Annotated in this window: 27 protein-coding genes; 19 read left to right on the top strand and 8 right to left on the bottom strand. The window is 57.4% G+C overall.

Translation table 11 applies throughout. From position 1 onward, the window contains the following. Positions 1–50: 50 nt before the first annotated feature. Both ACKWJN_RS14490 and tsaE read right to left on the bottom strand, forming a co-directional pair. A complete protein-coding gene (locus tag ACKWJN_RS14490; protein ID WP_408598041.1) occupies positions 51–1,496 on the bottom strand; it encodes an N-acetylmuramoyl-L-alanine amidase in 1,446 nt (481 codons plus the stop codon). Then, positions 1,493–1,972 (bottom strand): tRNA (adenosine(37)-N6)-threonylcarbamoyltransferase complex ATPase subunit type 1 TsaE, encoded by a 480-nt coding sequence (tsaE, locus tag ACKWJN_RS14485; RefSeq protein WP_408598039.1) that lies wholly within the window; start codon positions 1,970–1,972, stop codon positions 1,493–1,495. The genes ACKWJN_RS14490 and tsaE overlap by 4 nt, the downstream gene beginning before the upstream one ends. 52 nt (positions 1,973–2,024) lie before the next feature. Here tsaE and queG point away from each other — a divergent pair, with 52 nt between their 5' ends. Continuing rightward, a complete protein-coding gene (queG, locus tag ACKWJN_RS14480) occupies positions 2,025–3,092 on the top strand; it encodes a tRNA epoxyqueuosine(34) reductase QueG (protein ID WP_408598049.1) in 1,068 nt (355 codons plus the stop codon). A gap of 20 nt (positions 3,093–3,112) precedes the next feature. Here the strand turns inward: queG and ACKWJN_RS14475 are convergent, their stop codons facing one another. The 4 genes from ACKWJN_RS14475 to ACKWJN_RS14460 form a co-directional block, all read right to left on the bottom strand. Next, positions 3,113–5,026 carry an acyltransferase family protein gene (locus ACKWJN_RS14475; protein WP_408598037.1) on the bottom strand — a complete coding sequence of 638 codons (1,914 nt, stop codon included), beginning with the start codon at positions 5,024–5,026 and terminating at the stop codon, positions 3,113–3,115. A gap of 129 nt (positions 5,027–5,155) precedes the next feature. Continuing rightward, positions 5,156–5,455 (bottom strand): helix-turn-helix domain-containing protein, encoded by a 300-nt coding sequence (locus tag ACKWJN_RS14470; protein WP_408598036.1) that lies wholly within the window; start codon positions 5,453–5,455, stop codon positions 5,156–5,158. Next, positions 5,448–5,774 (bottom strand): type II toxin-antitoxin system RelE/ParE family toxin, encoded by a 327-nt coding sequence (locus ACKWJN_RS14465; RefSeq protein WP_408598035.1) that lies wholly within the window; start codon positions 5,772–5,774, stop codon positions 5,448–5,450. Before ACKWJN_RS14465 ends, ACKWJN_RS14470 begins: the two co-directional genes overlap by 8 nt. Before the next feature lie 183 nt (positions 5,775–5,957). After that, positions 5,958–6,179 (bottom strand): TIGR02450 family Trp-rich protein, encoded by a 222-nt coding sequence (locus ACKWJN_RS14460; RefSeq protein ID WP_408598033.1) that lies wholly within the window; start codon positions 6,177–6,179, stop codon positions 5,958–5,960. Positions 6,180–6,453: 274 nt separating this feature from the next. Between ACKWJN_RS14460 and ACKWJN_RS14455 the strand changes: the two genes are divergently transcribed. The 4 genes from ACKWJN_RS14455 to ACKWJN_RS14440 all read left to right on the top strand — a co-directional run bounded on the left by ACKWJN_RS14455 (position 6,454) and on the right by ACKWJN_RS14440 (position 11,758). After that, a complete protein-coding gene (locus tag ACKWJN_RS14455) occupies positions 6,454–8,004 on the top strand; it encodes a hypothetical protein (RefSeq protein ID WP_408598031.1) in 1,551 nt (516 codons plus the stop codon). 697 nt (positions 8,005–8,701) lie between these two features. Further along, positions 8,702–8,869: a hypothetical protein gene (locus ACKWJN_RS14450; RefSeq protein WP_408598030.1), complete on the top strand. Its 168-nt coding sequence runs from the start codon at positions 8,702–8,704 to the stop codon at positions 8,867–8,869. A 106-nt stretch (positions 8,870–8,975) separates the two neighbouring features. Beyond that, positions 8,976–11,051 carry a M10 family metallopeptidase C-terminal domain-containing protein gene (locus ACKWJN_RS14445; protein ID WP_408598028.1) on the top strand — a complete coding sequence of 692 codons (2,076 nt, stop codon included), beginning with the start codon at positions 8,976–8,978 and terminating at the stop codon, positions 11,049–11,051. 425 nt (positions 11,052–11,476) lie between these two features. Next, positions 11,477–11,758, top strand: a complete 282-nt coding sequence (locus ACKWJN_RS14440) for a hypothetical protein (RefSeq protein ID WP_408598026.1) — start codon at positions 11,477–11,479, stop codon at positions 11,756–11,758. A gap of 138 nt (positions 11,759–11,896) precedes the next feature. On the opposite strand, the gene mltB is transcribed toward ACKWJN_RS14440, so the two are convergent. Beyond that, on the bottom strand, positions 11,897–12,955 hold the full coding sequence (mltB, locus tag ACKWJN_RS14435) for a lytic murein transglycosylase B (protein WP_408598047.1): 1,059 nt from the start codon (positions 12,953–12,955) through the stop codon (positions 11,897–11,899). Between the two features lie 136 nt (positions 12,956–13,091). On the opposite strand from mltB, the gene ACKWJN_RS14430 reads away from it, so the two are divergent. The 8 genes from ACKWJN_RS14430 to ACKWJN_RS14395 all read left to right on the top strand — a co-directional run bounded on the left by ACKWJN_RS14430 (position 13,092) and on the right by ACKWJN_RS14395 (position 20,696). Beyond that, positions 13,092–14,045, top strand: coding sequence for a histone deacetylase family protein (locus ACKWJN_RS14430; protein ID WP_408598024.1), 954 nt, complete (start codon positions 13,092–13,094; stop codon positions 14,043–14,045). 10 nt (positions 14,046–14,055) lie between these two features. Next, complete coding sequence (locus ACKWJN_RS14425) at positions 14,056–15,291, top strand: mechanosensitive ion channel family protein (protein ID WP_408598022.1); 1,236 nt, start codon at positions 14,056–14,058, stop codon at positions 15,289–15,291. Between the two features lie 119 nt (positions 15,292–15,410). After that, entirely contained in the window at positions 15,411–16,160 is a 750-nt protein-coding gene (locus tag ACKWJN_RS14420; protein ID WP_408598020.1) for an electron transfer flavoprotein subunit beta/FixA family protein, read from the top strand. Positions 16,161–16,192: 32 nt separating this feature from the next. Continuing rightward, positions 16,193–17,125 (top strand): electron transfer flavoprotein subunit alpha/FixB family protein, encoded by a 933-nt coding sequence (locus tag ACKWJN_RS14415; RefSeq protein ID WP_408598019.1) that lies wholly within the window; start codon positions 16,193–16,195, stop codon positions 17,123–17,125. Between the two features lie 67 nt (positions 17,126–17,192). Next, the gene (locus ACKWJN_RS14410) at positions 17,193–19,013 is read left to right on the top strand and encodes an acyl-CoA dehydrogenase (protein ID WP_408598017.1); all 1,821 of its coding nucleotides are present in this window, start codon (positions 17,193–17,195) and stop codon (positions 19,011–19,013) included. 87 nt (positions 19,014–19,100) lie between these two features. Continuing rightward, on the top strand, positions 19,101–19,355 hold the full coding sequence (locus ACKWJN_RS14405) for a type II toxin-antitoxin system HicA family toxin (protein WP_408598016.1): 255 nt from the start codon (positions 19,101–19,103) through the stop codon (positions 19,353–19,355). Further along, positions 19,352–19,684: a type II toxin-antitoxin system HicB family antitoxin gene (locus tag ACKWJN_RS14400; protein WP_408598014.1), complete on the top strand. Its 333-nt coding sequence runs from the start codon at positions 19,352–19,354 to the stop codon at positions 19,682–19,684. Before ACKWJN_RS14405 ends, ACKWJN_RS14400 begins: the two co-directional genes overlap by 4 nt. A 58-nt stretch (positions 19,685–19,742) precedes the next feature. Then, entirely contained in the window at positions 19,743–20,696 is a 954-nt protein-coding gene (locus ACKWJN_RS14395) for an NAD(P)H-dependent flavin oxidoreductase (RefSeq protein ID WP_408598012.1), read from the top strand. Positions 20,697–20,769: 73 nt separating this feature from the next. Here ACKWJN_RS14395 and ACKWJN_RS14390 read toward each other — a convergent pair whose 3' ends face one another. After that, complete coding sequence (locus ACKWJN_RS14390) at positions 20,770–21,213, bottom strand: universal stress protein (protein ID WP_408598011.1); 444 nt, start codon at positions 21,211–21,213, stop codon at positions 20,770–20,772. A gap of 106 nt (positions 21,214–21,319) precedes the next feature. On the opposite strand from ACKWJN_RS14390, the gene ACKWJN_RS14385 reads away from it, so the two are divergent. From ACKWJN_RS14385 to ccoP, 6 genes are read left to right on the top strand one after another with little or no spacing between them, the layout of a single operon-like run. Further along, a complete protein-coding gene (locus ACKWJN_RS14385) occupies positions 21,320–23,572 on the top strand; it encodes a heavy metal translocating P-type ATPase (RefSeq protein WP_408598010.1) in 2,253 nt (750 codons plus the stop codon). Beyond that, positions 23,572–23,709, top strand: coding sequence for a cbb3-type cytochrome oxidase assembly protein CcoS (gene ccoS, locus ACKWJN_RS14380; RefSeq protein WP_408598008.1), 138 nt, complete (start codon positions 23,572–23,574; stop codon positions 23,707–23,709). The genes ACKWJN_RS14385 and ccoS overlap by 1 nt, the downstream gene beginning before the upstream one ends. Before the next feature lie 60 nt (positions 23,710–23,769). Continuing rightward, entirely contained in the window at positions 23,770–25,197 is a 1,428-nt protein-coding gene (ccoN, locus tag ACKWJN_RS14375; RefSeq protein ID WP_408598007.1) for a cytochrome-c oxidase, cbb3-type subunit I, read from the top strand. A gap of 10 nt (positions 25,198–25,207) precedes the next feature. Continuing rightward, positions 25,208–25,831 carry a cytochrome-c oxidase, cbb3-type subunit II gene (gene ccoO / locus ACKWJN_RS14370; protein WP_408598005.1) on the top strand — a complete coding sequence of 208 codons (624 nt, stop codon included), beginning with the start codon at positions 25,208–25,210 and terminating at the stop codon, positions 25,829–25,831. Positions 25,832–25,842: 11 nt separating this feature from the next. Then, positions 25,843–25,980, top strand: a complete 138-nt coding sequence (locus ACKWJN_RS14365) for a cbb3-type cytochrome oxidase subunit 3 (RefSeq protein WP_408598004.1) — start codon at positions 25,843–25,845, stop codon at positions 25,978–25,980. A 31-nt stretch (positions 25,981–26,011) separates the two neighbouring features. Next, the gene (gene ccoP, locus ACKWJN_RS14360) at positions 26,012–26,944 is read left to right on the top strand and encodes a cytochrome-c oxidase, cbb3-type subunit III (protein ID WP_408598002.1); all 933 of its coding nucleotides are present in this window, start codon (positions 26,012–26,014) and stop codon (positions 26,942–26,944) included.

Below are 26,944 nucleotides of genomic sequence, written 5' to 3'. Positions count from 1 at the left end.
TACACGAGCCTTATCGTCGGCAGCGTCAGATGTGTATAAGAGACAGGGGCTCAGGTGTTGCGCGTGCGGGCCAAGGGCGGGTTGCGCGCGAAGTAACGCTCGATGCTGCGCATCAGCGCATCGGCCAATTCGTTTTGGTAGCGTTCACTGTTGAGGCGGGTTTCCTCATCGGGGTTGCTGATGAAGGCGGTCTCGACCAACACACTCGGGATATCCGGCGCTTTGAGCACCGCAAACCCGGCCTGTTCGACCTGAGGTTTGTGCAGTTTGCCGATGCGCCGGATTTGCCCCAGCATCTCGCTGCCAATTTTCAGGCTGTCGTTGATTTGGGCGGTGGTGCTCATGTCCAGCAGGGCGCGCTGCACCGTGGCGTCTTGTACCTTCAGGTTCAAGCCACCCACTTGGTCGGCACGGTTTTCTTGCACCGCCATCCAACGCGCGGCGGCGCTGGAGGCGGCGCCTTGGCTGAGCGCAAACACGCTGGCGCCGCGTGCATCGGGCGTGAGGAAGGCATCGGCATGCAGGCTGATGAACAAGTCGGCTTGTACGCGCCGCGCTTTGTCCACCCGCACGTGCAAGGGCACAAAGAAATCTGCATCACGCGTTAAAAAGGCGCGCATGGGCAGCGTGCCGTGGCGGGTTTTGATTTGCGTGGCATTGATGCGATCCCGCATGCGGTGCGCGATTTGCAACACCACGTCTTTTTCTTTGGTGCCACGCGGGCCAATGGCGCCCGGGTCTTCGCCGCCGTGTCCTGGGTCGAGCGCCACAATGATGTAGCGCTCTTGCGGTTCAGCTTCTTGTGCCGCCGAGGCGGCCAAGGTGATCGGGGGTGCCACCACGGGCGGGGGCGCCGGCGGCAGTGCGGTGGGTTGGCGTTTTTGGGTGGCCAGCAAATCGGCCATGGGATCGGGCGTGGTGCTGAGCTTGGCGCCTGAGGGGGGCGGTGGCAGGGCGGTCATGGACGGCGCGTTGGCGAGTCCGGGGTTGCTGTTGCCCGCTTTCAGACGCTCCGCAATCAGGGCCTCCAGCGGGTCGGCCACCAAGGTGGGGTAGAGGTCGAGCACCAGGCGGTGTTGGTAGCGTGCATTGCCCGCTTGCACCGGCGCCAGATTGAACACCTGAGGTTGCACCATCTGGCGCAGGTCGAGCACCAAGCGCACCGTGTTGGGCGTGTACTGGCCCACCCGCACCCCGGTGATGAAAGGGTCGTCCGAACGCACCTTCCCGACCAGCTCGCGCAGCGCTGGGTTGAGCTCAATGCCTTCAATGTCCACGGCCAAGCGCGGTGGGTTGGCCACAAACAAAGGCACGGTTTTCAGCGCCGTGTCGCTCTCAATCGTCACGCGGGTGTAGTCGGCAGCGGGCCACACCCGCACCGCGACGATGGTGGCGCCCCATGCGATGTCCGTTTGGCCCAGCAGCAGCGACAAGGCGCCGGCTTTCAGCAGCGAGCGGCGCTGGCGCAGGGCCGATGGGGCAGTGGTGTCTGTCATGCCAGCCAGGCTTCGCCCAGGGGCGTGTTGGCATGCAGCGTGACCTGACGCTGGGTGTCGGTGTCGACCTGAAGGTGCAGGTCCAGGTCGGGCGTGGGCATCACGCCACTGGCGTGCTCGGGCCATTCACACAGTTTCAAGCCGGGGCTGGCAAAGATGTCGCGAAAGCCCGCGTCTTCCCATTCGCGTGGATCGCTGAATCGGTAAAAGTCAAAGTGCCAGATTGGCCACGGGCCTGCCGAGGTTGTCACCTCGTAGGGTTCAACCACCGCGTAGGTTGGGCTTTTGATGCGCCCAGTCACGCCCAAGGCGCGCAGCAGATGGCGCACGAACGTGGTTTTGCCCGCACCCAAGTCCCCATGCAGGGCCATGCACGCAGGGGCAAGGTGATTCGCAGACAGGGTCGCCGCCAGTTGCTGAGCAAAGGCTTGGGTGGCGGCTTCGTCGTGCCAGGTGAGGGTTTTTACAATGGACACATTGTTCAAGGAATTACGGTTGTCGAACCACCACACATTGTTGCTGTCGCAGATGCAGATTTGGGCTCAGTCCCTGGGATTTTCCCAAATTGCGGTGGCCCCTGTGGATTTGTCGTCGGCTGAGCCGGGTTTGCGCGATTGGCTGGCCCACCATTTTCACGGTGAGATGGCCTACATGGCCCGCCACGGCATGAAGCGCGCCCGACCTGCCGAGCTGGTGCCGGGTACCTTGAGCGTGGTGACCGCCCGCATGAACTACCTGCCGCGCGACACCCCTGCCGATTGGCAAGCGCTGGAATGGCAGCGCTTGCGCAGTCCGCAGCAAGGCGTGGTCTCGGTCTATGCCCGGGGACGCGATTACCACAAGGTGCTGCGCGCGCGGCTTGACACCTTGGCCCAGCAGATTGATGCACACCTGAGCGCCCATGGCCCCGAGGTCGCCCCTTTGCAGTACCGCGCCTTCACCGACTCTGCGCCCGTACTTGAAGCCGAGTTGGCCACCCGCAGCGGCCAGGGTTGGCGGGGCAAACACAGCTTGGTGCTCAACCGCGAGGCGGGTTCGATGTTCTTCTTGGGCGAGATCTACCTCAATGTGCCCTTGCCTTCCAGCGCACCGGTCAGCGCGCATTGTGGCCAATGCAGCGCCTGCATCGATGTCTGCCCCACCCAGGCCATCGTGGCACCGGGCGTGGTGGATGCGCGACGTTGCATCTCTTACCTCACGATCGAGCATGCGGGGCCGATTCCTGAGGACCTGCGTCCGCTGGTGGGTAACCATGTGTATGGCTGTGACGATTGCCAATTGGCTTGCCCCTGGAACAAGTATGCGCAAACCGCCAGCTTGGCCGACTTCGATGTGCGTGAGGGCATGGTGGATCAGGGCCTGGACCAGTTGCTGGGGTGGACCGAAGCCGAGTTTTTGCAGCGCACCCAAGGCAGTGCCATTCGCCGCATTGGCCACCCGCGTTGGTTGCGCAATGTGGCCTTGGCCGCAGGCAATGCCTTGCGCGTCGCGGAATCGGTGAGCCTGCGCCAAGCCTTGGCGGTGCACCTCACGCACAGCAGCGAGGTGGTGCGCGAGCAGGTGCAGTGGGCCTTGCAACAGTCCTCAGAGGTGTGAGGTCACCGCATGCCGCCTGCTCAGGGCTGGAAGACGGGCAGAAAGTGAGAAGCGATGGCCCGAGTCCCTGCGTTGTTGAGGTGGGTCGCATCGCGGTACCACACTTGGCCCCCTTGGCCGCCCCAGCATTGCGTGGCGTCACAAAAAACGCCTGAGGTGTCGATGATGCGCACGTTGGGAAATTTCTCAACCAATCGCTCAAACACAGCCAGTTCTGTGTGTCGGCTGGTTTGGTTGTAGTGCGCCCATGACACGCTCCCGACTTGCGGATGTTGGGGCTGCTTGGCATAGGCGGTCATCGGGTCCAGCGCGTGCCCACCCGGCGTGTCCACCACCAACCACACGGCCATGTGGTGTTGGGTCAACTCGGCCACGGTCTGGACCAGCTGCTGCTCCAGCATGGGGTTGTCCAAACCCTGCCACGAAGAAGCCAACACCACCCGGGTGATCGAGAGCGCTTGTGCCTTGGCCATCACCTTTTGGAACACCTCTTGGTTAGAAGCGTCCAACTCCAGCAGGGGCCGGGTGTTTTTGGTGTTCACATACAAGCTGCTTTGGTGGTCTGAGGCCAGTTGGTCGAGCATGGGAATCAGCATGCTGGCGTGGCTGTTGCCCCACAGCAGCACCTTTTGAGGGTTGGCGGTGTTCTCGTGGTGGTGGCAAATGGGGGAGCGCAAATCGACCACACGCGCAGAGACTTCACAGCGCTTGGTGTACGACTGAATGCGGGCTGTCAAAAACGCGCGGGGTTGTTCGGCATAGCGGTAGGCCGCGCCATCGGTGGTCACCACGTGAAGTGCAAATGCCGTGATCACCACAAAGCCCACCAGCACGGCCTTGAGCAAGCTGCTGGAGGAGGCGAGCCAGCGCTTGCGCCGAATTGGCAGCTCCAGCCACCGAAAGCTGGCGTAGGCCAACGCCAAAGCGGCCAACCAAAAGCCCATGAATGGCAGCACGTCTGTGGGCTTGAGCTGCAGGTGCTGCATGAACACCAGCAGCGGCCAGTGCCACAGGTACAAGGGGTAAGAGATCAGGCCTATGGCCACCCAGCTTGGGCGCGACAACAACTTGCCCAGGGAGCTGTCCGACGAGCCACCCAGCAGCACCACCCCACACGCACCCAAGACAGGCACGAGCGCGATTTTTCCTGGAAAGGGCATCGTGGCGTCAATGAAGAAAATGCCATAGGCCAGGGCGGCCATGCTGGCCCACCCCAGTGTTTCCCGCAGCCAAGCGCTCGGTCGTTGCGCCTGCCCCCAGTGCAAGCGCCAGACCGCCGCCAGACCGCCCAGCCCCAGCTCCCAGGTGCGCGTGAAAAGCAAGAAAAAAGCAGCCTGTGGCTCGCTCAAACTCAGGGTGGCACTCAGGTAAAACGACGCCAAGATCAGGCCGCACGCAGCACCCACCCAAGCCTTGAATGAGAACCTCTGCAGCCCAACCAACAGCAAAGGCCAAAACAGGTAGAACTGCTCTTCAACAGCCAAGCTCCAGGTGTGCAGCAGCGCTTTGGTCTCGCTGCCCCGAAAGTAATTGCCCTCAGACAAAAACACCAGGTTTTGCAAAGACAGCGGCTGAACCACCAGCGAGTAAGCCAACGACCGCAGGTCCTCGGGCTCCAACAGCCACCAGGCCACGGCGGAGACGGCCATCAGCATGGCAATCAACGGTGGCGCAATGCGACGGATCCGGCGCAGGTAAAAACTCTTGAGGGTGAAGGTGTTGTTTACCAACTCTTGGCGAATTTGGCTGGTGATCAAAAAGCCGCTGATGACAAAAAACAGGTCCACACCGACAAACCCACCCGGCGCCCACACCGGGTTCAGGTGAAAAAAAATGACCGACAACACCGCGACAGCGCGCAAACCGTCAATGTCTTGCCGATACCGCATGTCATGCGTGGCGGCTGTGGAGGGGGTGGGCGGATCGACGTGCATGTGTGGATTGTGACGATTCCCATGCAGCACATGTCTTCCTGAAGCCCAAGCCAGGCAAGGTTTCAGCCGCTTGCGTAGGCTGACATCGGCTTGGATGTCATCCTCTCATGGGCGATATTTAAAAGGTTTTCAAACCAACCGCAGTTCAACCCGCTTGCCCAGAGCTTGAGCATATTTGCGAAGGGTACTTAAACTGGGTGAGTGTTTGCCACTTGCTAAAGAGCTTTCAAGGCGAGCCACAGAAGGGGCTTTTGTGCCCATGCGCTCTGCGATTTGCGCTTGAGTTAAGCCAGCCGCTTTGCGAGCAGCGAGGATTTGATCCAAGATCCCAAACTCTTCTTTGTTGAGTCTATCGACCTCTCGATTGACCTCTGGATTTTTGAGCATCTTTTTGACCATTTGGTCATGGGTCATTTGGGGCTTAGTCATTTTTTAATTCCTTCATTCGTGCCTTGGCAACTTTGAGCTCTTTGTCTGGCGTCTTCTGTGATTTTTTGATGAAACTGTGCAGCATCACAATTTCTTGACCCACCATGGTGCAGAAGAAAACTCGGGCAATACCCTCTGCACCCTTTAGCCTCAACTCAAACAAACCATCACCAAACGCATCGGTATGTGGTAGGCCCAGATGAGGCCCAAAATCAATCATCCTTTGTGTCAGGGAGATGTAGCGGGCTTGCAGAGTTGTGGGTAATTTAAAGATGTCTTCTTGCACTTCATTGCTGAAATAACGGATCGTGTAAGACATGATCAATAGTAACAAATATGTTAACAATCGGCAAGCACTGATTCGACTAAAAATGATGAAGCCTTCAGCAGATGTTTATCGCAATCCCATCCAACGGTCAGGACTTCAACAGCGCTCTTTTAAATGCCCATCTGACACACGCGACCCAATGCTGAGGAATCAACTTGCTCGGGCTTGAACTGGTCAAACCCAACCCTGCCGCCAAACCCCGTCATCCTGCAGTTCACGCCAAGGAATGATCTGTGTGGCTTTTGAAAACACCGCTTCGATTTCCACCGACTCGATCGGATCGGTGGCTAACTCGGGTTGAATCACCCGGCTGACCAAGAAGTGTTTTTGCTTGGCCACGGGTCGCACTGCCGTCCACTTGGTCAGGTGCAGTTTTTTAGGGTTCAACGGATTCATGGTGGCAGTTCAATGGGGCATGGGCGCTTTGACTGCTGCGCCCAACTCAATCATCCACAGGGCGTGATAACTGGTTAAAAGCAGCAAGGCCCTGTTGCACGCTGCGTGTGCGTCTTTAGCTATGACCTGCCCCCAGCGCAGTTCTCGCGCTGTAAGCGTTTTTGATTTGTATAGGCGAGCGTTAGCTTTGGTGCCTGAATTGTGACGCTTTCCATGGAAAGAATGGCCTGAAGGGACTATTTGAAAAAATAAGTATCGGCGCTTAAATATCATTATGAAAAAAGTAATTCAATTTCTAACTAGAACATCAATTGCTTTGATGGCTGGATTGTTCTTGTTCAGTGCGAATGCTGCCACGGTTGTCTCCTCCTGCAATCCAACTGCGGCGGCGGCTGATGGCGTGACCATGCTCAAGACTTGCGCGCCCGAAATCACTTTTTACGCTGCTGGTAGTGCAAACGTTATGCGCCCTGCCATTGAAAAGATGTTGAGCACTCATGGCAGAGTCTTTGACAGATACAAACCGTTTGTAACGATCAAATTATCTGGCGCTGGTGATGCTTATGCTTACTATGGTTATGGTGCGGCTGGCAAGCCATACATGGACAAGCGCGTGGCTGTGATCGTGAACGGCACCAATGGTTCCATGGCGGGTGTTAACCAACTGTTGACTGGTCTGAAAAAAGGCTCTGTTTTAAATGGCGTGGACAATCTAGAGTACATAACCATCCAATTGCACACTGCTGCAGCGCAGAAGGCTGGTTTAACCATGGCTGATACTGACTTGCAGACGGTCACCAACTACGATGTTGTTACCAATAAATTAACACCCATCGTGACACTGGCTTCTCATCGCGTCGCTGACTTCAAGACCGGCTGGGGCATAGACAAGCAAAAAGTGGCGCACATGGCCTTCTCGGATGTGCGACCTTCTGAGTTTCCACCAGGCATGATCACCAGTTGGGACCCCAAGGCTTTCCCAGCAGAAACAATCGCCATGCAAGGATTCGGCGTCTTGGTCAACAACAACATGTACAAAGCATTAATGGCCCGTGATGTGCGAGAAGGCGAAATCACAGACCTTGCCTGTGATGCGTCTGATGCCAGCATGCTCTTGTCCAAGTGCCAGCCTGGCATCACTTTGGCGGACTACTCGGCATTGATGAAAGGCAACATCACTTCGGCTGCAGAGTTTGTGAGAGACAAATCGGAAAACCGTGTTTTGAATCACAACCGCCGCATTGGCATTATAGGTTCACAGATTGCAACTCAAATCATCTTTGCCGGACAGGCCAACTATGCAGGTAAAGCTCCTCTGGCCACTGGTTTTGCAATCGTCGGGAAGGACACTATCATGACCAACATTCAGACTTTAGCGGTAAACCCCGGCTTCAACGTGATAACCCACTGGGCCACGGCTGCATTGGTTAATCAAGTGAAGTATGACTACACGGGCTTATCGATAGGCGTTGCGTCCTTGGCACACGCTTACGCGAACGGGCTTGGTTTCGGCCTCAGTCCAGAGTCTCAAACTGCCAGGTGGATTAAATTGGACCGATCGCCCAATTTCAAACCGGATGGCAGCATAGACACAAAGTTACGCACAGGACTTCAATTGGGCTATCCGTTTGTCTTTGAGTTTGTGACACTCAAGCCCGCTAAATTAATGTCCCCCTACCTCGACATCGCTAATGAAATCGTGAGTGGTCTGAAAGACCCCGCAAACGATGTGACGGGTTTCGCTTACATCGCTTCTTACGATGGGACTAAGAACACTACTTGGACACGCGGCGGCAACAATTACTTTCCACTGAGCAAATATTGATACGTTGCTGGGGCTGTAACTGTAACTTGCTTAGTTTGAGATCGCGCACAGGGTGTGTGGCGCTTCGTGCAAAGACTATTTTCATTTAGGGGTGCGTGGCACGCCAACACAGAAGTTCCGTTTGCAGTTTGTTTGTTTTGAAGTTTGAGGGTTTTGAAATATGCCTAGCAGCTTGCCTCAGGCCCCCAAGCCCCCCAAACCCAAGACCATCAAACCCATCAAGCCCCAGAGTTCTGAGCATATGAGAGTCACCCAGTTAAAGGCGAATGTGGGTCGGCAAAAGGATGCGCTTATGCGTGAGCGTGAAAACCAGAAACGCCAAAGAGATGCAGAGCACAGGTGGCGAAATCTAGGCTTGACCGAAAAACATGCTGAATTTTCAAGCAGTGACCACACGCCTGATAGGCTATGCACCAACGGTCACATGGTCGATTTGCTCTTCGCGTGCCGAGACATATGTGACAGTTTGCACGCAAAGCTTAGTCCAAACGGGCCAATTCGTTTTGACAGTATTGACACATGAAAAGTCCGATTGCTTATATTATTGAATTTATTATTTTGGGTAAAAGCTTGGTATCAACAACGCCTAACTTTTAGCCAACTCTCAGCATTGGCAAACACACCTTGGATGGCAATACCGCCGCCTTGAGTTCAGCCACTGCCAGGCTAAAAAATAATCTTAAGAACAGGAAAGACCATGAGCAGCAACATCACCCTGATCGATTCCCGCGTTACTGGCTACCAAACGCTGATCGACAAGCTGCCCATGGGGGCTTCGGTGTTGGACAGTGGCAGCCTAGAGTCCCATGCCGTGCAACTGGCCAGCATCGGCAGCGCAATGACGCAAACTGGCGAGATATTTTGAGCTACCAATGGCAGGCCTCTTGTTCATCGTCTGAGGATCGAGTGGGTCGATTTGAAAATCAAGTGAGCGGCGCAGTTGGAGCCAACCGCCGCAAGGAGTGATCATGATGTCGGATTATCAGCGCCAGGTTTTGTGGACTCGGCTGCTCGGGTCGAGTTCGTATGGTGGCGCAGACGCCCTCACCACGGGCGCCGACGGGGCTATCTACATGGCGGGGTATACCGGCGGCTCGATCGACGGGCAGGCGAATTCGGGCGGCATCGATGCCTTCCTGACCAAGTACAACCCGGACGGCAGCAAGGCGTGGACTCGGCTGCTTGGGTCGGATGGGTTTGATTCGGCCTTCGCCCTCACCACGGGCGCCGATGGGGCTATCTACATGGCGGGGTATACCCCAGGCTCGCTCGACGGACAGGCGAATTCGGGCAGCTATGATGCCTTCCTGACCAAGTACAACCCGGACGGCAGCAAGGCGTGGACGCGGCTGCTCGGGTCAAGTTCGGATGATTTCGCCTACGCCCTCACCAAGGGCGCCGACGGGGCTATCTACATGGCGGGGTATACCCTAGGCTCGCTCGACGGGCAGGCGAATTCGGGCGGCTTCGATGCCTTCCTGACCAAGTACAACCCGGACGGCAGCAAGGCGTGGACTCGGCTGCTTGGGTCAAGTTCGGATGATGTGGCCCTCGCCCTCACCAAGGGCGCCGACGGGGCTATCTACATGGCGGGGAGAACCAGCGGCTCGCTCGACGGGCAGGCGTATTCGGGCAACGGCGATGCCTTCCTGACCAAGTACAACCCGGACGGCAGCAAGGCGTGGACTCGGCTGCTCGGGTCGAGTTCGAGTGGCTTGGCCCACGCCTCCGGCCTCACCTCGGGCGCCGACGGGGCTATTTACATTGCTGTGGATTCCGACCGCGGCGATATCCTGACCAAGTACAACCCGGATGGCAGCAAGGCGTGGACTCGGCTGCTCGGGTCAAGTTCGGAGGATTTCGCCCGCGCCCTCACCAAGGGCGCCGACGGGGCTATCTACATGGCGGGAAGAACCAGCGGCTCGCTCGACGGACAGGCGAATTCGGGCAGCTATGATGCCTTCCTGGCAAAGATCCAAGCCCCCCCCCACTACATTGCCGAGAACACCAAAACCGTCACCACCTTTGCTGTGTCCGATGCACTGCTGGGCACAGCCCCAAAGTACACCCTCACCGGTGCCGATGCAAGCCTCTTCAAAGTCTCCAGCAAGGGCGTTCTGACCTTCGCCACAGCGCCTGACTACGAGCAACCACTGGACGCTAATCATGACGGCATCTACGATGTCTCGGTGACCCTGTCCAATGCTAAAACGGGCTACCAGGTGGTCCAAGACCTGACTGTGGGCGTTGAATTCACCCCCATCTTGGGCACTGCCGGTGCAGATACCCTCAAAGGCACTGCAGGCTGGGACACCTTGGACGGATTGGTGGGTGACGACAAACTGACAGGCGGTGCTGGACTGGACACCTTCATAGTCAGCAGTGGCCATGACATGATCCTTGACTTCAACCTGCTGACCAAGGACGCGACAGGCAGCGAGATTCTTCAAGTGTCTGCAGGCGCAACAGCAGATGCCACGCTCAAGGCAGCCTGGACTGCCACCTCAGATTCGTTCAACGACGGCACAGCCAACCTCACGACCAAGGGCATGGCTGTTGACCTGTCAGGCATCACGCACGGACAGGGCTGGAACGTGACCAATGCAGGTGCGGCTACCACGATCAAGGGCAGCCAATTTGACGATGTGCTTATCGGCGGTTCTGGCAATGATCAGCTCTTGGGTGGCGCTGGCAATGACGTGCTGGCCGGTGGCAAGGGTGCAGACACGTTGACCGGTGGCACGGGCAGTGACACCTTCCGCCTGAGCGGCGATGTCAAGACTGACCACATCACCGACTTTTTATCGGGCACGGACCGCATAGAGCTGGACCACTTGCTGTACAAAGTTCTGGGCACTGGTCAGTTGGCGGCGAACCAGTTTGTACAGGGCACTGCGGCAACCACCGCCACTCAACGCATCGTCTACGACCAACCCACAGGCAACCTGTGGTACGACGCGGACGGCTCAGGCAAGGGCAAGGCGGTGTTGATCGCGGTATTGGACAACCATGTGCAGATTGCGCACACGGATTTTTGGATCGTTTAAAACAGTCTTGCGACAGAGGTCAATAACGCGATGGCTGTTTCACCTGAAAGGGGCAAACGTGCGATGTAAGAAACTTTGCATGTGCCGTCCGTACCTGGTGTTTCAAATGACAGATGCGTCACTTTGGATGCTCATGATGCACTTGTCATTCATACGACATCCACAGTTATTAACGTTATGGAATGCAAGTTTCCAACCCAAGAAAGTGTCAGCCTTGCACCGCATGTTGTGAAGGTTGGTTAGACGTCAATACCCCTGTGGCAAAAGCCCATCTTGGTAAGCCATGTACCCATTGCCAAAACAATGGATGCACTATTTACAGCCGCCGTCCCGTAGACCCTTGTCAAACATTTCATTGCGCTTGGCGGCAAGATGGCTCATTGTTGCCAGAGTCCATGCGGCCAGATCAATCAGGGGTGATCATGATGACGGATCAACTTCAATGGGAAGGTCAATACATCATCATGGCAGTCGCTACTGGCCATCGCATTCCGATTCGAACATTTCATTGGTTATCCAGCCTTGCCCACCTCACTTCGCGTCAGTTGGCCGCCGTTGAGTTCAACAAAGAAGCTGAGGTTTTCAACGGTGAATTCCATCTGCGTACGATTGGCACCGATTCATTCAGACAGGCTATGGTGATGTACTTTTCACAAAAGGGATTCGTCGGCTCCATCGTTGAACACCAAGGTGTCGAGATTAACTAAGGTCTGATTTTTAGCCAATACGGTGTGGTGATTCGGATCTACAAATAGAAGGTGCTTTCGCAACGAGATCTCTCGACTGTCTCAAACCCAAACCTGCCGCCAGACTGCGTCGTCTGGCAACGGGTTCATGGTGGCAGTTCAATGGGGCATGGCCGCTTTGACGGCTGCGCCCAACTCAATCACCGCCATGGCGTAGTAGCTGCTCCAGTTGTAGCGCGTCACCACATAAAAGTTGTCGGTGCCCGCCACATAGCTTGGGGCGTCGTCGCCATTGAAGAGTTCCACCAGCGCCAAGGGGCCTGGGTGTTGTTGTGCCACCTCGTCCAGCACCGCGCCCTTGTCTTGGAAATTGCGCACGCTGAATGAGGGCAAGATGTCAGGCGCGAGCAGCGTGGGTTTGTCGAGCTTGGCTTCGTCAAACCTCACCGGGTAATGGGTGGGCATGCCAGTTTGCCAGCCAAAAGCTTGGAAGTAATGGGCCACCGAACCAATGGCGTCGACCGGGTTGTTGAGCAAATCAATGCGGCCATCGCCATCAAAGTCAACTGCAAATTTGGCCCAACTCGAAGGCATGAATTGGGGCCAACCCATGGCGCCTGCAAAGCTGCCTTTGATGGGGGCGGCGCCAACAGGCTGCTGGCGCATCTGCACCAAAAAGTGCCCCAACTCGGACTGAAAAAAAGCTTGGCGTTCTGCCGCGCGAGGGTGCTCTGGCGGAAAGTTCAAGGCCAGGGTGGTCAGCGCATCCAGCACTTTGTAATGGCCCATGTGCTGGCCATAAAAAGTTTCGACGCCCAAGATGCCCACCACCATGTCAGCGGGCACGCCGTAGACAGCTTGGGCCTTTTCTAAGGCGCTGCGGTAGGTGTTCCAAAAGGTCACGCCAGCGTTGATGCGCTTGGGTTCGATGAAGCGTTCTCGGTAGGCGCGCCAATTTTTGGGCACGCTCACCGGAGGAGGCAGCACCAGTTTGGGCAAGCCACGCAACTGCTGCGCGCTGCTGAGTTGCTGGCGCACCCAGGCCGGGGGCAATTGGTGGGTTTGGGCCAGCGTGTCTGCCAACTGCAGCACCTCGGGTGTCGCACCAAAGGGTGTGCCGGTGACGGCGCGTGGCATGGCGCGCACGTGATGGCGGGCGTGGTGTTTGCCACCTGCCAGGCTGGGCGCTGAACAAATGGCCAGGGCCAAGCCAGTCATCAGTGAGAGCCAGCAGCCAATGTGTTTGCGCGACATCAAGAACAAGGAAGCAGAGGAGGTCACTAGGGGGGTGTGGGGGGCGAAAAGCAAGGCTTGCATGTTAAGCTGGATCGAGACCCTCACAAGACAAGAGACCATGCGTAAAACTGGTTATTACACCCACCCTGTGTGTTGGCAGCATGAGATGGGCGCGGGGCACCCCGAGTGCCCTGATCGGCTCAGCGCCATTCAAGACCGATTGCTCATCAGCGGCGTGGACATTGGGCTCACGCAGCTGGAGGCGCCAGAAGCCCCGTTGGCAGACATCGAGCTGGCCCATGACCGCATGTACATCGCAGCCTTGCGCGGCATGTCTGACCGACTGGTCGAAGACATGCAAGCGGGTGGTCCCGCCTATGCGCACATGGATGCGGACACCGCCCTCAATGCCCACACGTGGAAGGCGGCCTTGCGTGCCGCAGGTGCCGCCATTGCCGCCACCGATGCTGTCGTGGCCGGCGAATTGGAAAATGCGTTTTGTGCCGTGCGTCCGCCGGGTCACCATGCCACGGCAAAACAAGCCATGGGCTTTTGTTTTTTCAACAACGTGGCCGTGGCTGCCAAATACGCGCTGGAGCGCCATGGCTTGAAACGTGTGGCGGTGGTCGACTTTGATGTGCACCACGGCAACGGCACCGAAGACATCTTGTCGGGCGATGACCGGGTGTTGATGGTGAGTTTTTTTCAGCACCCGTTTTATCCCCACTCGGGCACAGAGCACCCCGCACGCAACATGCTGAACTTGCCAGTGCCGGCCTACACCAAAGGCATGGACGTGAGAGAGTTGATCGAGACCTATTGGGTGCCACGGCTCGAAGAGTTCAAACCAGAGATGGTCTTCATCAGTGCAGGGTTTGATGCGCACCGCGAAGACGACATGGGTCAAATGGGCTTGGTCGAGCAAGACTATGCCTGGATCACCGACCGCATCAAGCAAATTGCGTTGCGTCATGCCAAGGGCCGCATCGTCTCTTGTTTGGAAGGCGGCTACAGCCTGAGTGCTTTGGGGCGCAGCGTCGAGGCGCACCTGCGTGTCTTGGCTGACATTTGAGGACACACCCATGAACGACTTGCAAGAACTTTTGCGCGACTTGCAAAGCCCCGGCATTGCCTTGGAGCTGGGCGGTTTGCTCATGTGCTTGGGCCTGGCTTGGTGGCTCACGCGCATGTTGGGGCGCAGCTTTGCGGGGCACACGATCGTCTTGGGTCGTCGCATTGTCGATGGGGTGTTGTTCCCCGCGCTGAGTTTGGTCTTCACGTCGCTGTTGAAGTTGGGGCTGCTGAAAATCCAACATGTCCCGGTGCTCAAAGTGGCCGTCCCGGTGCTGGTGTCGTTGTTGCTGATTCGCTTGATGGCCCGTGTGCTGGCTTCGGCTTTTCCCGACTCTTCGGGCGCGCGCGCGATTGAACGCATGGTCTCGTGGATGGCTTGGGGCCTGGCGGTGCTGTGGATCACTGGCTGGATCGCGCCAGTCCTTGATGAGTTAGAGGGCATTCAGATCAGCTGGGGCAAAACCCACATCACCTTGTTGCACATGCTGCAAGTGGTGCTGACCTCCGGCTTGGTGCTGGTGCTCAGCTTGTGGATGTCTGCTGCGCTGGAGCAGCGCGTCTTGCGCCATGCGGTGGCGGATTTGTCCATGCGCCGGGTGCTGGCCAATGCGGTGCGCGCTGTGTTGCTGGTGCTGGGGGCTTTGTTTGCCTTGTCCACTTTGGGGGTTGACCTCACGGCGTTGTCGGTTTTGGGCGGCGCGCTTGGGGTGGGCTTGGGGTTTGGTTTGCAAAAGCTGGCTGCCAATTACGTCAGCGGATTTGTCATCTTGCTTGAGCGATCGCTTCGCATTGGCGACTATGTGCGGGTGGATGGGTTTGAGGGCACGGTGTCAGACATCAAAACCCGCTACACCTTGCTGCGAGCCAACAATGGCATTGAGTCGGTCGTGCCCAATGAACTGCTGATCACCCAGCGGGTTGAAAATCTGTCGCTGGAAAACAGTCGCATGTTGCTGACCTGCCATTTTTGGGTGGGCCTGGAGGCCGACCCGGTGCAGGTCCAAGCTGTGTTGGTCCAAGCTGCCCTGGGTGCGCCGCGGGTGCTGGCTGATCCCGGCCCCTCGGCTGTGCTCCATGAAGTCACGCCGCAAGGCCTGCATTTCGTGCTTAACTTTTGGATGGACGACCCGTCCAGCGGACAAGCACCTGTGCGCTCAGGGGTCAATTTGGCCGCTCTGTCGGCCTTGCGCAGTGCCAACATTTCCCTCGGTCAAACCCCGCAGGAAGTTGTGATGCGGAGATGATGGTTTTTCGACGAAAATGAAAAAAGCACGAACGTTCTAAAAAGCCGCTGCAAAACCTTACAATGTGACGTTTACGTAAACGTCAATCTCTTTTTCTATTCAACCGTGGAGTTTTTCCCATGAAAGCATTGGTCGCTGTCAAACGCGTGGTGGACTACAACGTCAAGGTCCGGGTCAAGTCGGATCAATCGGGTGTGGACATTGCCAACGTGAAGATGAGCATGAACCCGTTTGACGAGATCGCCATCGAAGAGGCGGTGCGTCTCAAAGAGGCGGGCGTGGTGACGGAAGTCATCGCGGTGTCGTGCGGCGTGACGCAATGCCAAGAAACCCTGCGCACGGCCATGGCCATTGGTGCCGACCGAGGCATCTTGGTCGAAACCAGCGAGGAGTTGCAGCCCCTGGCTGTGGCCAAGCTGCTCAAAGCCTTGGTGGACAAAGAACAACCCGGCCTCATCATCTTGGGCAAACAAGCCATTGACGACGATTGCAACCAAACCGGTCAAATGCTCGCGGCCCTGGCCCATCTGCCCCAAGCCACCTTCGCTTCCAAAGTGGTGGTGGCCGATGGCAAAGCCCAAGTCACCCGCGAAGTGGACGGCGGTTTGGAAACCCTGTCCATCAGCCTGCCTGCGGTGATCACCACCGACTTGCGCTTGAACGAGCCGCGCTACGTGACCTTGCCCAACATCATGAAGGCCAAGAAAAAGCAACTCGATGTCTTCAAACCCGAAGACCTGGGTGTCAATGTGGCCCCGCGCATCAAGACCCTGAAAGTCAGCGAACCGCCCAAGCGCAGCGCTGGCATCAAAGTGGCCGACGTGGCCGCTCTGGTGGACAAGCTCAAAAACGACGCCAAAGTTATCTAAGCACACGCAGAACCGATCAAGGACAACACACCATGACATCTCTCGTCATTGCAGAACACGACAACGCCAGCCTCAAGGCGTCTACCCTCAACACCGTCACCGCAGCCCTGGCCATGGGGGGTGACGTGCATGTGCTGGTCGCGGGCCACAACGCCGCAGCCGCAGCCGCAGCCGCAGCCCACATTGCTGGCGTGGCCAAAGTGCTGCACGCCGATGGCGCCACCTTGGCCGATGGCTTGGCCGAAAACGTGGCGGCCCAAGTGCTGGCCGTGGCGGCCAGCTACAGCCACATCCTGTTTCCGGCCACCGCAGGCGGCAAAAACGTGGCACCCCGCGTGGCCGCGTTGTTGGATGTGGGCCAGATCAGCGACATCACCCGCGTGGACAGCCCCGACACCTTTGAGCGCCCCATCTACGCGGGCAATGCCATGGCCACCGTGCAGTCGAGCGACGCCACCAAGGTGATCACCGTGCGCACCACCGGCTTTGATGCGGCAGCCGCCACCGGAGGATCCGCCAGCACCGAGAGCGTGGCCGCAGTGGCCGACTCGGGCCAAAGCAGCTTTGTGGGGCGTGAAGTCACCAAGAGCGACCGCCCTGAGTTGACGGCAGCCAAGATCATCGTCTCGGGTGGCCGTGCTTTGGGCAGCGCCGAAAAGTTCAACGAGGTCATGACGCCGTTGGCCGACAAGCTGGGCGCTGCGCTAGGTGCCAGCCGTGCCGCCGTGGACGCGGGCTACGCGCCCAACGACTGGCAGGTGGGTCAGACCGGCAAGATCGTGGCGCCGCAGTTGTATGTGGCGTGTGGCATCAGTGGTGCCATTCAGCACTTGGCGGGCATGAAAGACAGCAAGGTGATCGTGGCGATCAACAAAGACCCCGAGGCCCCGATCTTCAGCGTGGCCGACTTCGGCTTGGAGGCGGACTTGTTCACCGCTGTGCCTGAGCTGGTCGCCGCACTGTAAGAAACGTTTCAAAAGGCACCCTCAGGGGTGCCTTTTTTTCTGTTGCATTGATTTTTGGAGACACACCGTGAGCTACATCGCCCCCATCAAAGACATGCTGTTCAACATGCAACACCTGGCCGGTTTGGACCAGATCGCGCAAATCCCGGCCTTCGAAGACATGGGCCTTGAAACTGCCCAAGCTGTGTTGGAAGAGTGCGCCAAGTTGAACGAGTCGGTGTTGGTGCCTTTGAACTGGCAAGGTGACAAGAACCCCTCGTATTTCAAAGACGGTCATGTCACCACCACGCCAGGGTTCAAAGATGCCTATGCGCAGTACACCGAAGGTGGCTGGCAGAGCTTGCAGCACCCCGCCGAGTACGGTGGCCAAGGCTTGCCCAAAACCATTGGCGCTGCGTGTGGCGAAATGCTCAACTCCGCCAACATGAGTTTTGCCTTGTGCCCCATGTTGACGGACGGTGCGATTGAGGCTTTGTTGACGGCGGGTTCTGACACGCTCAAGGCCACGTACCTTGAAAAGTTGATCTCAGGTCAGTGGACCGGCACGATGAACTTGACCGAGCCGCAAGCGGGTTCTGACTTGGCCGCCGTGCGCACCCGTGCCGAGCCACAGCCCGATGGCACTTACAAGGTGTTCGGTACCAAGATTTACATCACCTACGGTGAGCACGACATGGCCGAGAACATCGTGCACTTGGTGTTGGCGCGGGTGCAAGGTGCACCCGAAGGCGTCAAGGGCATCAGCTTGTTTGTGGTGCCCAAGTTCTTGGTGAATGCCGACGGTTCGCTGGGCGCGCGCAACGATGTGCATTGCGTGAGCATTGAGCACAAGATGGGCATCAAGGCCAGCCCCACTGCCGTGTTGCAGTATGGCGACGGCACGCTGGGCGGTGTTGCAGACAGCGCCGGACCCGGCGCTGTGGGCTTCTTGGTGGGTGAAGAAAACCGTGGCCTCGAGTACATGTTCATCATGATGAACGCGGCTCGCTACGCCGTGGGCGTGCAAGGCATTTCGATGGCTGAACGTGCTTACCAAAAAGCGGTGCAGTTCGCGCGTGACCGGGTGCAAAGCCGTCCGGTGGATGGCAGCATGAAAACCAGCGCGCCGATCATTCACCACCCTGATGTGCGCCGCATGCTCATGACCATGCGGGCCTACACCGAAGGTTGCCGTGCCATGGCCACGGTGGCCGCCGCAGCCTATGACGCGTCGCACCACCACCCCGACGCAGCCACCCGCAAAGAGAACTTGGCGTTCTACGAATTTTTGGTGCCCCTGGTCAAAGGCTTCAGCACCGAGATGAGTTTGGAGGTCACCAGCCTGGGCGTGCAGGTGCACGGGGGCATGGGTTTCATCGAAGAAACCGGTGCCGCGCAGTATTACCGCGACGCCAAAATTTTGACCATTTACGAAGGCACCACTGCCATCCAAGCCAACGATTTGGTGGGACGTAAAACCGGGCGTGATGGCGGTCAAACGGCCAAGGGCATTGCGGCGCAAATTGCCCGCACCGAGGCAGACTTGATCCAGCAGGGCAGCGCCCATGCCCTTGCCGTGGCTGCGCGTTTGAAGGCGGCCCGGGAAGCGTTTTTGCATGTGGTGGACTTTGTGGTGGCCGGCAGCAAAACCAACCCCAATGCGGTGTTTGCAGGCAGCGTGCCTTACCTCATGCTCACAGGCAATTTGGTGGCCGGCTGGCAGTTGGCCCGTGCTTTGTTGGTGGCGCAAGAGGCCATGGCGCGCGATGAGGAGGCGGCATTCATGCAAGCCAAAATCACCACCGCGCGTTTTTATGCGGACCACATCTTGTCCAAAGTGCCCGGCGTGCGCGACAGCATCGTGGACGGTGCAGACAGCGTGACCGACATGGCGCTTGAGGCGTTTTGACTACAACGATACAACGTTCAAACTAGCCCGTCAGAGACGAAGCACTTTGATCTTGCAAAAGGTACCACACATTGGTACTATCTTGTTATGAAGCGCGCACATCAAAAGACACTGGAAGCAGTCTTTGCACATCCAACCAGCGCCAACATCGCCTGGAAAGATATTGAGTCCCTGTTGATCGGTCTTGGTGCTGAAGTCAGTGAACGCGAGGGAAGTCGCGTTGCCATGGTCTTATTCAACGAAGTGCGTGTCTTTCACAGGCCACATCCTTCGCCAAAGACAGACAAGGGGGCTGTGGTGTCCGTGAAGAAGTGGCTTGAGCAATATGGAGTTAAACCATGAACGTGATGACTGTCGATGGATACCAGGCAAGAATTGAATATGACTCTGACATCGATATGTTCAGGGGCGAGATTCTTGGGCTGACTGGAGGTGCCGATTTCTATGGCAAGACCCCCAAGGAGTTGAAGGCCGAGTTCAAGAAGTCTTTGGCTGTATTTCTTGAGGTTTGCGCGGAGAAGGGCATCGAGGCCAGGCGCAACTACTCGGGAAAATTCAATCTGCGTATTTCTCCTAAATTGCACGAAAGGTTGGCCATCGCAGCCCAAGCCGAAGGCAAAAGCATCAACACGCTGGCGCAAGAGGCACTGGCACAGCATATTGCTGCCTAATCAGCCTATCTATCATCAAAATCGCCCGTTCAAGACTGGCTCCATAAGAGAATCATTCATGTCCAATTTACCTCCGGTATTTAAGCAGCTGAAGTTTCCAGTCATTGCTTCGCCCTTGTTCATCATCAGCAACCCCCAGTTGTTGATTGCGCAGTGCAAAGCAGGGGTGGTGGGGTCCATGCCCGCGCTCAACGCGCGACCCGCTGAGCAGTTGGAAGAATGGTTGATCGAAATCACCGAGGCCTTGGCTGCGCACAACCGTGACCACCCCGAGCAGCCCGCAGCGCCTTTTGCCATCAACCAAATCGTGCACAAGAGCAACGACCGACTCGAGCACGACATGGCCCTGTGTGTGAAGTACAAGGTGCCCATCATCATCACCTCATTGGGGGCACGTGAAGATGTGAATGCAGCCGCCCACAGCTATGGGGGTGTGGTGATGCACGACATCATCAACAACAAGTTTGCCAAGAAGGCCATCGAAAAAGGTGCAGATGGTTTGATTGCCGTGGCCGCTGGTGCCGGTGGTCATGCGGGTGTGAAGAGCCCGTTTGCCCTGATTCAGGAAATACGCGAATGGTTTGACGGTCCCGTGGCGTTGAGCGGCTCGATTACCACGGGCGGCGCCGTGCTGGCTGCCCAGGCCATGGGGGCTGACTTTGCCTATGTGGGCTCGGCCTTCATTGCAACGCAGGAGGCCCGTGCGTCGGATGCTTACAAGCAGTGCATCGTTGACAGCAACTCAGACGACATCGTCTACAGCAACTTGTTCACCGGCGTACATGGCAACTACTTGGCCCCGTCCATTCGCAATGCCGGCCTCGACCCCGAGCACTTGCCTGAGAGCGACGCCAGCAAGATGGACTTTGGCGGCGACAAAACCAAAGCCTGGAAAGACATATGGGGCTGTGGCCAAGGCATTGGTGCGGTCAAGGCCGTGGTGCCAGCGGCTGAGTTGGTGGCGCGCTTGAAGCGTGAGTACCAAGAGGCCAAGTCACGCTTCACGGCCTGAAGGGCATCAGACCTTTGCACCCACAAAAAAGGCCAGAGATCACTCTGGCCTTTTTGTTTGCGGGTTCAAATGCTCAGCGCAGAACCAGCACAGGAATGGTCGAGTGAGTCAGCACTTGTTGCGTTTCGCTGCCCAACAACAAACGTTTGATGCCGCGACGGCCATGCGAGGCCATGACGATCAAATCGGCTTTGTGTTTTTTGCTGGCAGCGATCAAGGCGTCGGAGACGATGTCTGATTTGACAACGACTCCTTTGGCGGTCACACCTTTGGCTTTGGCAGCCTTGACCACGCCGTCCAACAACTTTTGCGCGTTGTCGCTCCAGGTGGTTTCAATTTTAGAAACTTCGGTGGGGCTCAAAGGCAAAGAACCTTCGAAGTAGCTTTGTGGATAACGTGGTGTGATTTTCACCGCTACCAACTCGGCGCCACTCAAAGCAGCCAAATCAATGGCGCTGCTGACGGCTTTTTTTGACAGGGTGGAACCATCGGTGGCGACCAAAATTCGTTTGTACATACAAATGCTCCTTTGTGATTGACAGGGACTAGCTTAACGCAGTTGCACCGCTTGCATTTGACGCATGTCAACTGCACGTCAAGCAAACCCGCTACGCTGCGCACTTATGTCTTTTGACCCATCTGTCTCCACGCTGCTTGACGACCCCCAGGAGTGGTTGCGTTTCAGCCAGCCTCACACAAGCAACGCTTCACTGGCGCAAGACACGCTGTGGGACTCGCAGGTGGTGATTCAGGGCATGCACTGCGCAGCCTGTGCCTTCACGGTCGAGGCCGCGTTGTTGGCGGTGCCCGGTGTGCGCTCGGCAGAGGTCAATGCCGCCACCCACCGGGCTAAGGTGGTGTGGTCGGCGTCGGTGGTCAAACCCTCAGTCTGGGTGCAAGCCATTGCCGCTGTGGGCTACGGCGCATTGCCAGCGGCCGACAGCAGCTTGCGTCAAATCCGGCAAGAAGAAACGCGTCGGGCATTGTGGCGTTGGTTGGTCGCAGGGTTTTGCATGATGCAGGTGATGATGTACGCCTACCCAGCCTATGTGGCGGGCGAGGGTGACATCACCCCCGACATGGTGCAACTGTTGCGCTGGGCTTCTTGGGTGCTCACCTTGCCGGTGGTGTTTTTTTCGTGCGGGCCTTTTTTCAGCGCCGCTTTGCGTGACATTCGGTGGCACCGCATCAGCATGGATTTGCCGGTGGCTTTGGGCATGGCCATCACGTTTGCACTCAGCTCGGCCGCCACGTTTGAGCCCAACGGCATCTTGGGCGGCGATGTGTACTTTGATTCACTCACCATGTTCGTGTTCTTCTTGCTGACGGGACGTTGGCTGGAATTGCGCGTGCGCGACCAAACCGCCGGTGCCCTTGAAGCTCTGATGAACCGTTTGCCCGACAGCGTGTTGCGCCAGTTGGGAGACGGCTCTTTTGAGCGTGTGGCCGTGCGCCGCTTGTTGCCTGATGACGTGATCCGCGTGTTGCCGTCTGAGGGCTTTCCATCAGACGGTGTCATTCTGGAAGGGCAAACCTTGGCCGATGAAGCGTTGCTCACCGGAGAGTCTCGACCACAGTCACGGGGTGTGGGGCAGCCAGTGGTGGCGGGCAGCCACAACCTGTTGGCGCCCGTGTTGGTTCGGGTCACCCAGGTGGGTGAAGACACCCAGTTCTCCAAGATCGTGGCGCTGATGGAAAACGCGTCGCTGCAAAAACCACGGCTTGCGCAATTGGCCGACCGTGTGGCCAAGCCTTTTTTGTTAGGGGTGTTGGTGATGGCCGCATTGGCTGGCGCTTGGTGGTGGCCCAGCAACCCTGGGCATGCGTTGATGGTGGCGGTGGCCGTGTTGGTGGTGACCTGCCCGTGTGCTTTGTCTCTGGCCACGCCAGCGGCCATGCTAGCTGCGGCAGGGGCCTTGGCCCGTCAGGGGGTATTGGTGCGGCACCTTCAGTCTTTGGAGGCACTGGCCGGTATTGACACCGTGATCTTTGACAAGACCGGCACCCTCACACGCGATGCGCAACGCATCACGCATGTGTTTGTGAGTGACGCGTTGTCCAGCGAATTGGCCCTTGGATGGGCCGCCGCTTTGGGTGCGCATTCTTTGCATCCCTTGTCGCGCGTGTTGGTGGCTGCGCGTGATGCGTCTGGCGTATCCCATGTGGCGGCGCAAGATGTGGTGGAGACCGTTGGTCTGGGCTTGCAGGGGCAAGTGGATGAGGTGTTGCGTCTGGGGTCCGCTACTTTTTGTGCCGACTGGGGTGTGGTGGTGCCTGAGTTTGCATGTGCTGCGCAGGTGCATTTGTGCCGTAGGGGCGAGTGGTTGGCCAGTTGGCAGTTATCCGAAGATGTGCGTGAAGACGCGGCACCCACGGTGCAAGCTTTGAAGGACATGGGTATAGCGGTCTATGTGTTGTCGGGTGACCATTCACAAGCGGTGCAACAAGTGGCCCAAGAGCTTGGCATTGATCTGGCGTTTGGGGCGTGCACCCCGCAAGACAAATTAGCGCGCATGATGGGCCTGCAAGCGCAGGGACATCATGTGGTGATGGTGGGGGATGGTTTGAACGATGGTCCAGTGCTAGCAGGTGCCCATGTGTCGATGGCGTTTGGCCAAGCGGTACCACTGGCACAGTCCAAGTCTGACTTGGTGTTGATGGGCGGCAAGTTATTTGTGGTGGCGACCAGTTTGCGTTTGGCCCGGCAAACCTTGCATGTGGTGCGGCAAAACTTGGTGTGGGCTGCGATTTACAACACGGTGTGCGTGCCGCTGGCCGTGGTGGGATGGTTGCCTGCATGGCTGGCCGGCTTGGGCATGGCCTTGAGTTCTTTGTGTGTGGTGTTGAATTCGTTCAGGTTATCGAAAGCTTCTTGATGGACATTCTGTACGTACTCATTCCGTTGTCGGTTTTTTTGGTGTTGTGCATCTTGGCCGGCCTGTGGTGGGCCATTGACCGTGGCCAGTTTGAAGCTGTCGACCAAGAAGGGGAGCGGATTCTTCGTGACGATTGATTTGCATCAATAACCGAGCTCGGTCTTTTGCGGATACTGGTAAAAAATGAAAGGTGACCGATGAACTCATCACAGCAAGCCGTCTACAGCGACACCGTGGTACGGCAGTTTTCCATCATGGCGGTGGTTTGGGGTGTGGTTGGCATGTTGGTGGGCGTGATCATCGCCTCTCAACTCGCTTGGCCAGAACTGAACTTTGGCATACCTTGGCTCACGTATGGTCGCTTGCGACCTTTGCACACCAACGCCGTGATTTTTGCGTTTGGTGGCAGTGCCTTGTTTGCCACCAGCTACTACGTGGTGCAGCGCACCTGCCACACGGCGTTGTTTTTGCCCAAGCTGGCTGCGTTCACCTTTTGGGGTTGGCAGTTGGTCATTGTGGCGGCGGCCATCAGCTTGCCCATGGGCTTCACCCAGGGCAAAGAATACGCTGAGCTGGAGTGGCCCATCGACTTACTGATCGCGGTGGTTTGGGTGGCGTATGCGGTGGTCTTCTTTGGCACCGTGGGCACACGCAAGGTCAAGCACATTTACGTGGCCAATTGGTTTTATGGTGCATTCATCATTGCGGTGGCCTTGTTGCACATCGTCAACAGTGCGGCCATTCCGGCAGGTTGGATGAAGTCGTACTCGGCTTACGCGGGTGCGCAAGACGCCATGATCCAGTGGTGGTACGGTCACAACGCGGTGGGCTTTTTCCTCACCGCAGGTTTCTTGGGGATGATGTATTACTTCATTCCCAAACAAGCCGAGCGTCCCGTGTACTCGTATCGCCTGTCGATCGTGCACTTCTGGGCTTTGATCTTCACCTACATGTGGGCGGGTCCTCACCACCTGCACTACACCGCCTTGCCCGATTGGGCGCAGTCTTTGGGCATGGTGTTCTCGCTCGTGTTGTTGGCCCCCAGCTGGGGCGGCATGATCAACGGCATCATGACCTTGTCGGGTGCGTGGCACAAATTGCGTGACGACCCCATCTTGCGTTTCTTGATCGTGTCCTTGTCTTTCTACGGCATGTCCACTTTCGAAGGCCCGATGATGGCCATCAAAACAGTGAACGCCTTGAGCCATTACACCGACTGGACCGTGGGCCACGTGCACTCGGGTGCCTTGGGTTGGGTGGGCTTGGTGTCCATGGGGTCGCTCTACTTTTTGATCCCCAAATTGTTTGGACAGAAAAAAATGTTCAGCGTCAAAGCCATTGAAGTTCACTTCTGGCTGGCCACCATTGGCATCGTGCTCTACATCGCTGCGATGTGGATTGCCGGTGTGATGCAGGGCTTGATGTGGCGCGCCATCAACACCGATGGCACGTTGACTTACACCTTTGTGGAGTCGGTGAAAGCCACGTACCCCTATTACGTGGTTCGTGTGGCGGGTGGTTTGCTCTATTTGGGCGGCATGTTGATCATGCTCTGGAACGTTGTGAAGACAGCGACTCAGGGCAACGCAGTCAGTGTCGCGATTCCTGCACCCGCTCACGCCTGAGGAGATACACATGTCTGATCACAATTCCAAAGGTTTTTCCCACGAGCGCGTGGAGACCAACAACTTTTTAATGATCGTGCTGATTTTGATCGCGGTCGCCTTTGGCGGCATCGTCGAAATCGTGCCCTTGTTTTTCCAAAAATCGACCACCGAGCCGGTGACGGGCTTGAAGCCTTACACCGCGCTGCAATTGGCGGGGCGTGATGTGTACATCCGCGAGGGCTGCTACAACTGTCACTCGCAAATGATCCGACCTTTTCTGTCTGAGACGCTGCGCTACGGCCACTACTCGGTGGCAGGCGAGTCGGTGTATGACCACCCCTTCCAGTGGGGCAGCAAACGCACGGGCCCTGACTTGGCACGGGTGGGTGGCAAATACAGCGACGAGTGGCACCGTGTGCACTTGAACAACCCACGCGATGTGGTGCCCGAGTCCAACATGCCCGAGTACCCTTGGTTGTCGAAAAACATGGTGGATCCCAGCGATATGGCGCCGCGCATGAAAGCCTTGCGCATGGTGGGTGTGCCTTACAGCGACGAGGACATTGCAAAAGCAGCAGAAGACGTCAAGGGTAAAACCGAGTTGGATGCGGCCATTGCGTATTTGCAATCGCTCGGTCTTGCGCTCAAGTAAGAAGGTTCTCCATGGACGTCAACGACTTACGCATCGCCACAACCTTGCTTTCATTTGCCATTTTCATTGGCATCTTGGTATGGGCTTTTTCTCGGCGCAACCAAACCGATTTCGACGCAGCTGCAAAGCTGCCGTTCGATCAAGACTAGGCCACCAGCGCCTGTGTAAAGGAATCGAATCATGAGTGATTTCACCAGCAATTTTTGGTCGGTCTTTGTGGCCACCATCTCCATCTTGGGCATCGTCTACTGCATCGCTTTGTTGTGGTTTTCGTCCAAGGTCAAAGTCTCTTCGCACAACACGCAAGACGGCACCACCGGACACGTGTGGGATGAAACCCTGCGCGAAATGAACAACCCCTTGCCCCGTTGGTGGCTGTGGCTGTTCATCATCACCATTGTGTTTGCGGTGGTTTATGGCGTGGCTTACCCCGGATTGGGCAGCTTTGCCGGCCAACTGGGATGGACCTCGCAAGGCCAGTACGAGTCTGAAGTGGCCAAAGCCAAACAAGCCTTGGAGCCCATGTATGCGGCCTTCACGGCCCAGCCCCCTGAGCAATTGGCGGGAGACCCCAAAGCCATGGCGGTGGGAGAGCGTTTGTTCATGAACAACTGTGCGCAGTGTCACGGCTCCGATGCACGTGGCTCCAAGAGCTTCCCCAACTTGACCGATGGCGATTGGCTGCATGGCGGCACGCCCGACAAGATCAAAGAAACCATCACCAAAGGACGCATGGGACAAATGCCCCCCATGGCGGCCGCGGTCGGCACGCCCGATGACATTCGCAACGTGTCGCACTATGTGCTGAGCCTGTCAGGCAGTCCCAGCGACTCGGTGCGTGCCTCGTTGGGCAAAGCCAAATTTGGCGCGTGCGCAGCGTGTCACGGCGCCGATGGCAAAGGCAATCAAGCCCTGGGGTCGGCCAACTTGACCGACAAGATCTGGTTGCACGGTTGGGGTGAAGAAGCCATCACGGCCATGATCACTGGCGGCAAGATCAACCCAATGCCTGCCCAAGAAGGTCGTTTGACCGAAGCACAAATCCATGTCTTGACGGCCTATGTGTGGGGCATGTCAAACAAACCCCAAGCCGTTGCGGCTGTTTCCAAGTAA

This window comes from Limnohabitans sp. (assembly GCF_046052825.1).
GTDB lineage: Bacteria > Pseudomonadota > Gammaproteobacteria > Burkholderiales > Burkholderiaceae_C > Limnohabitans.
The sequence above is the reverse complement of the archived record's forward strand: the minus strand, read 5'-3'. Positions and strand labels throughout refer to the sequence as shown.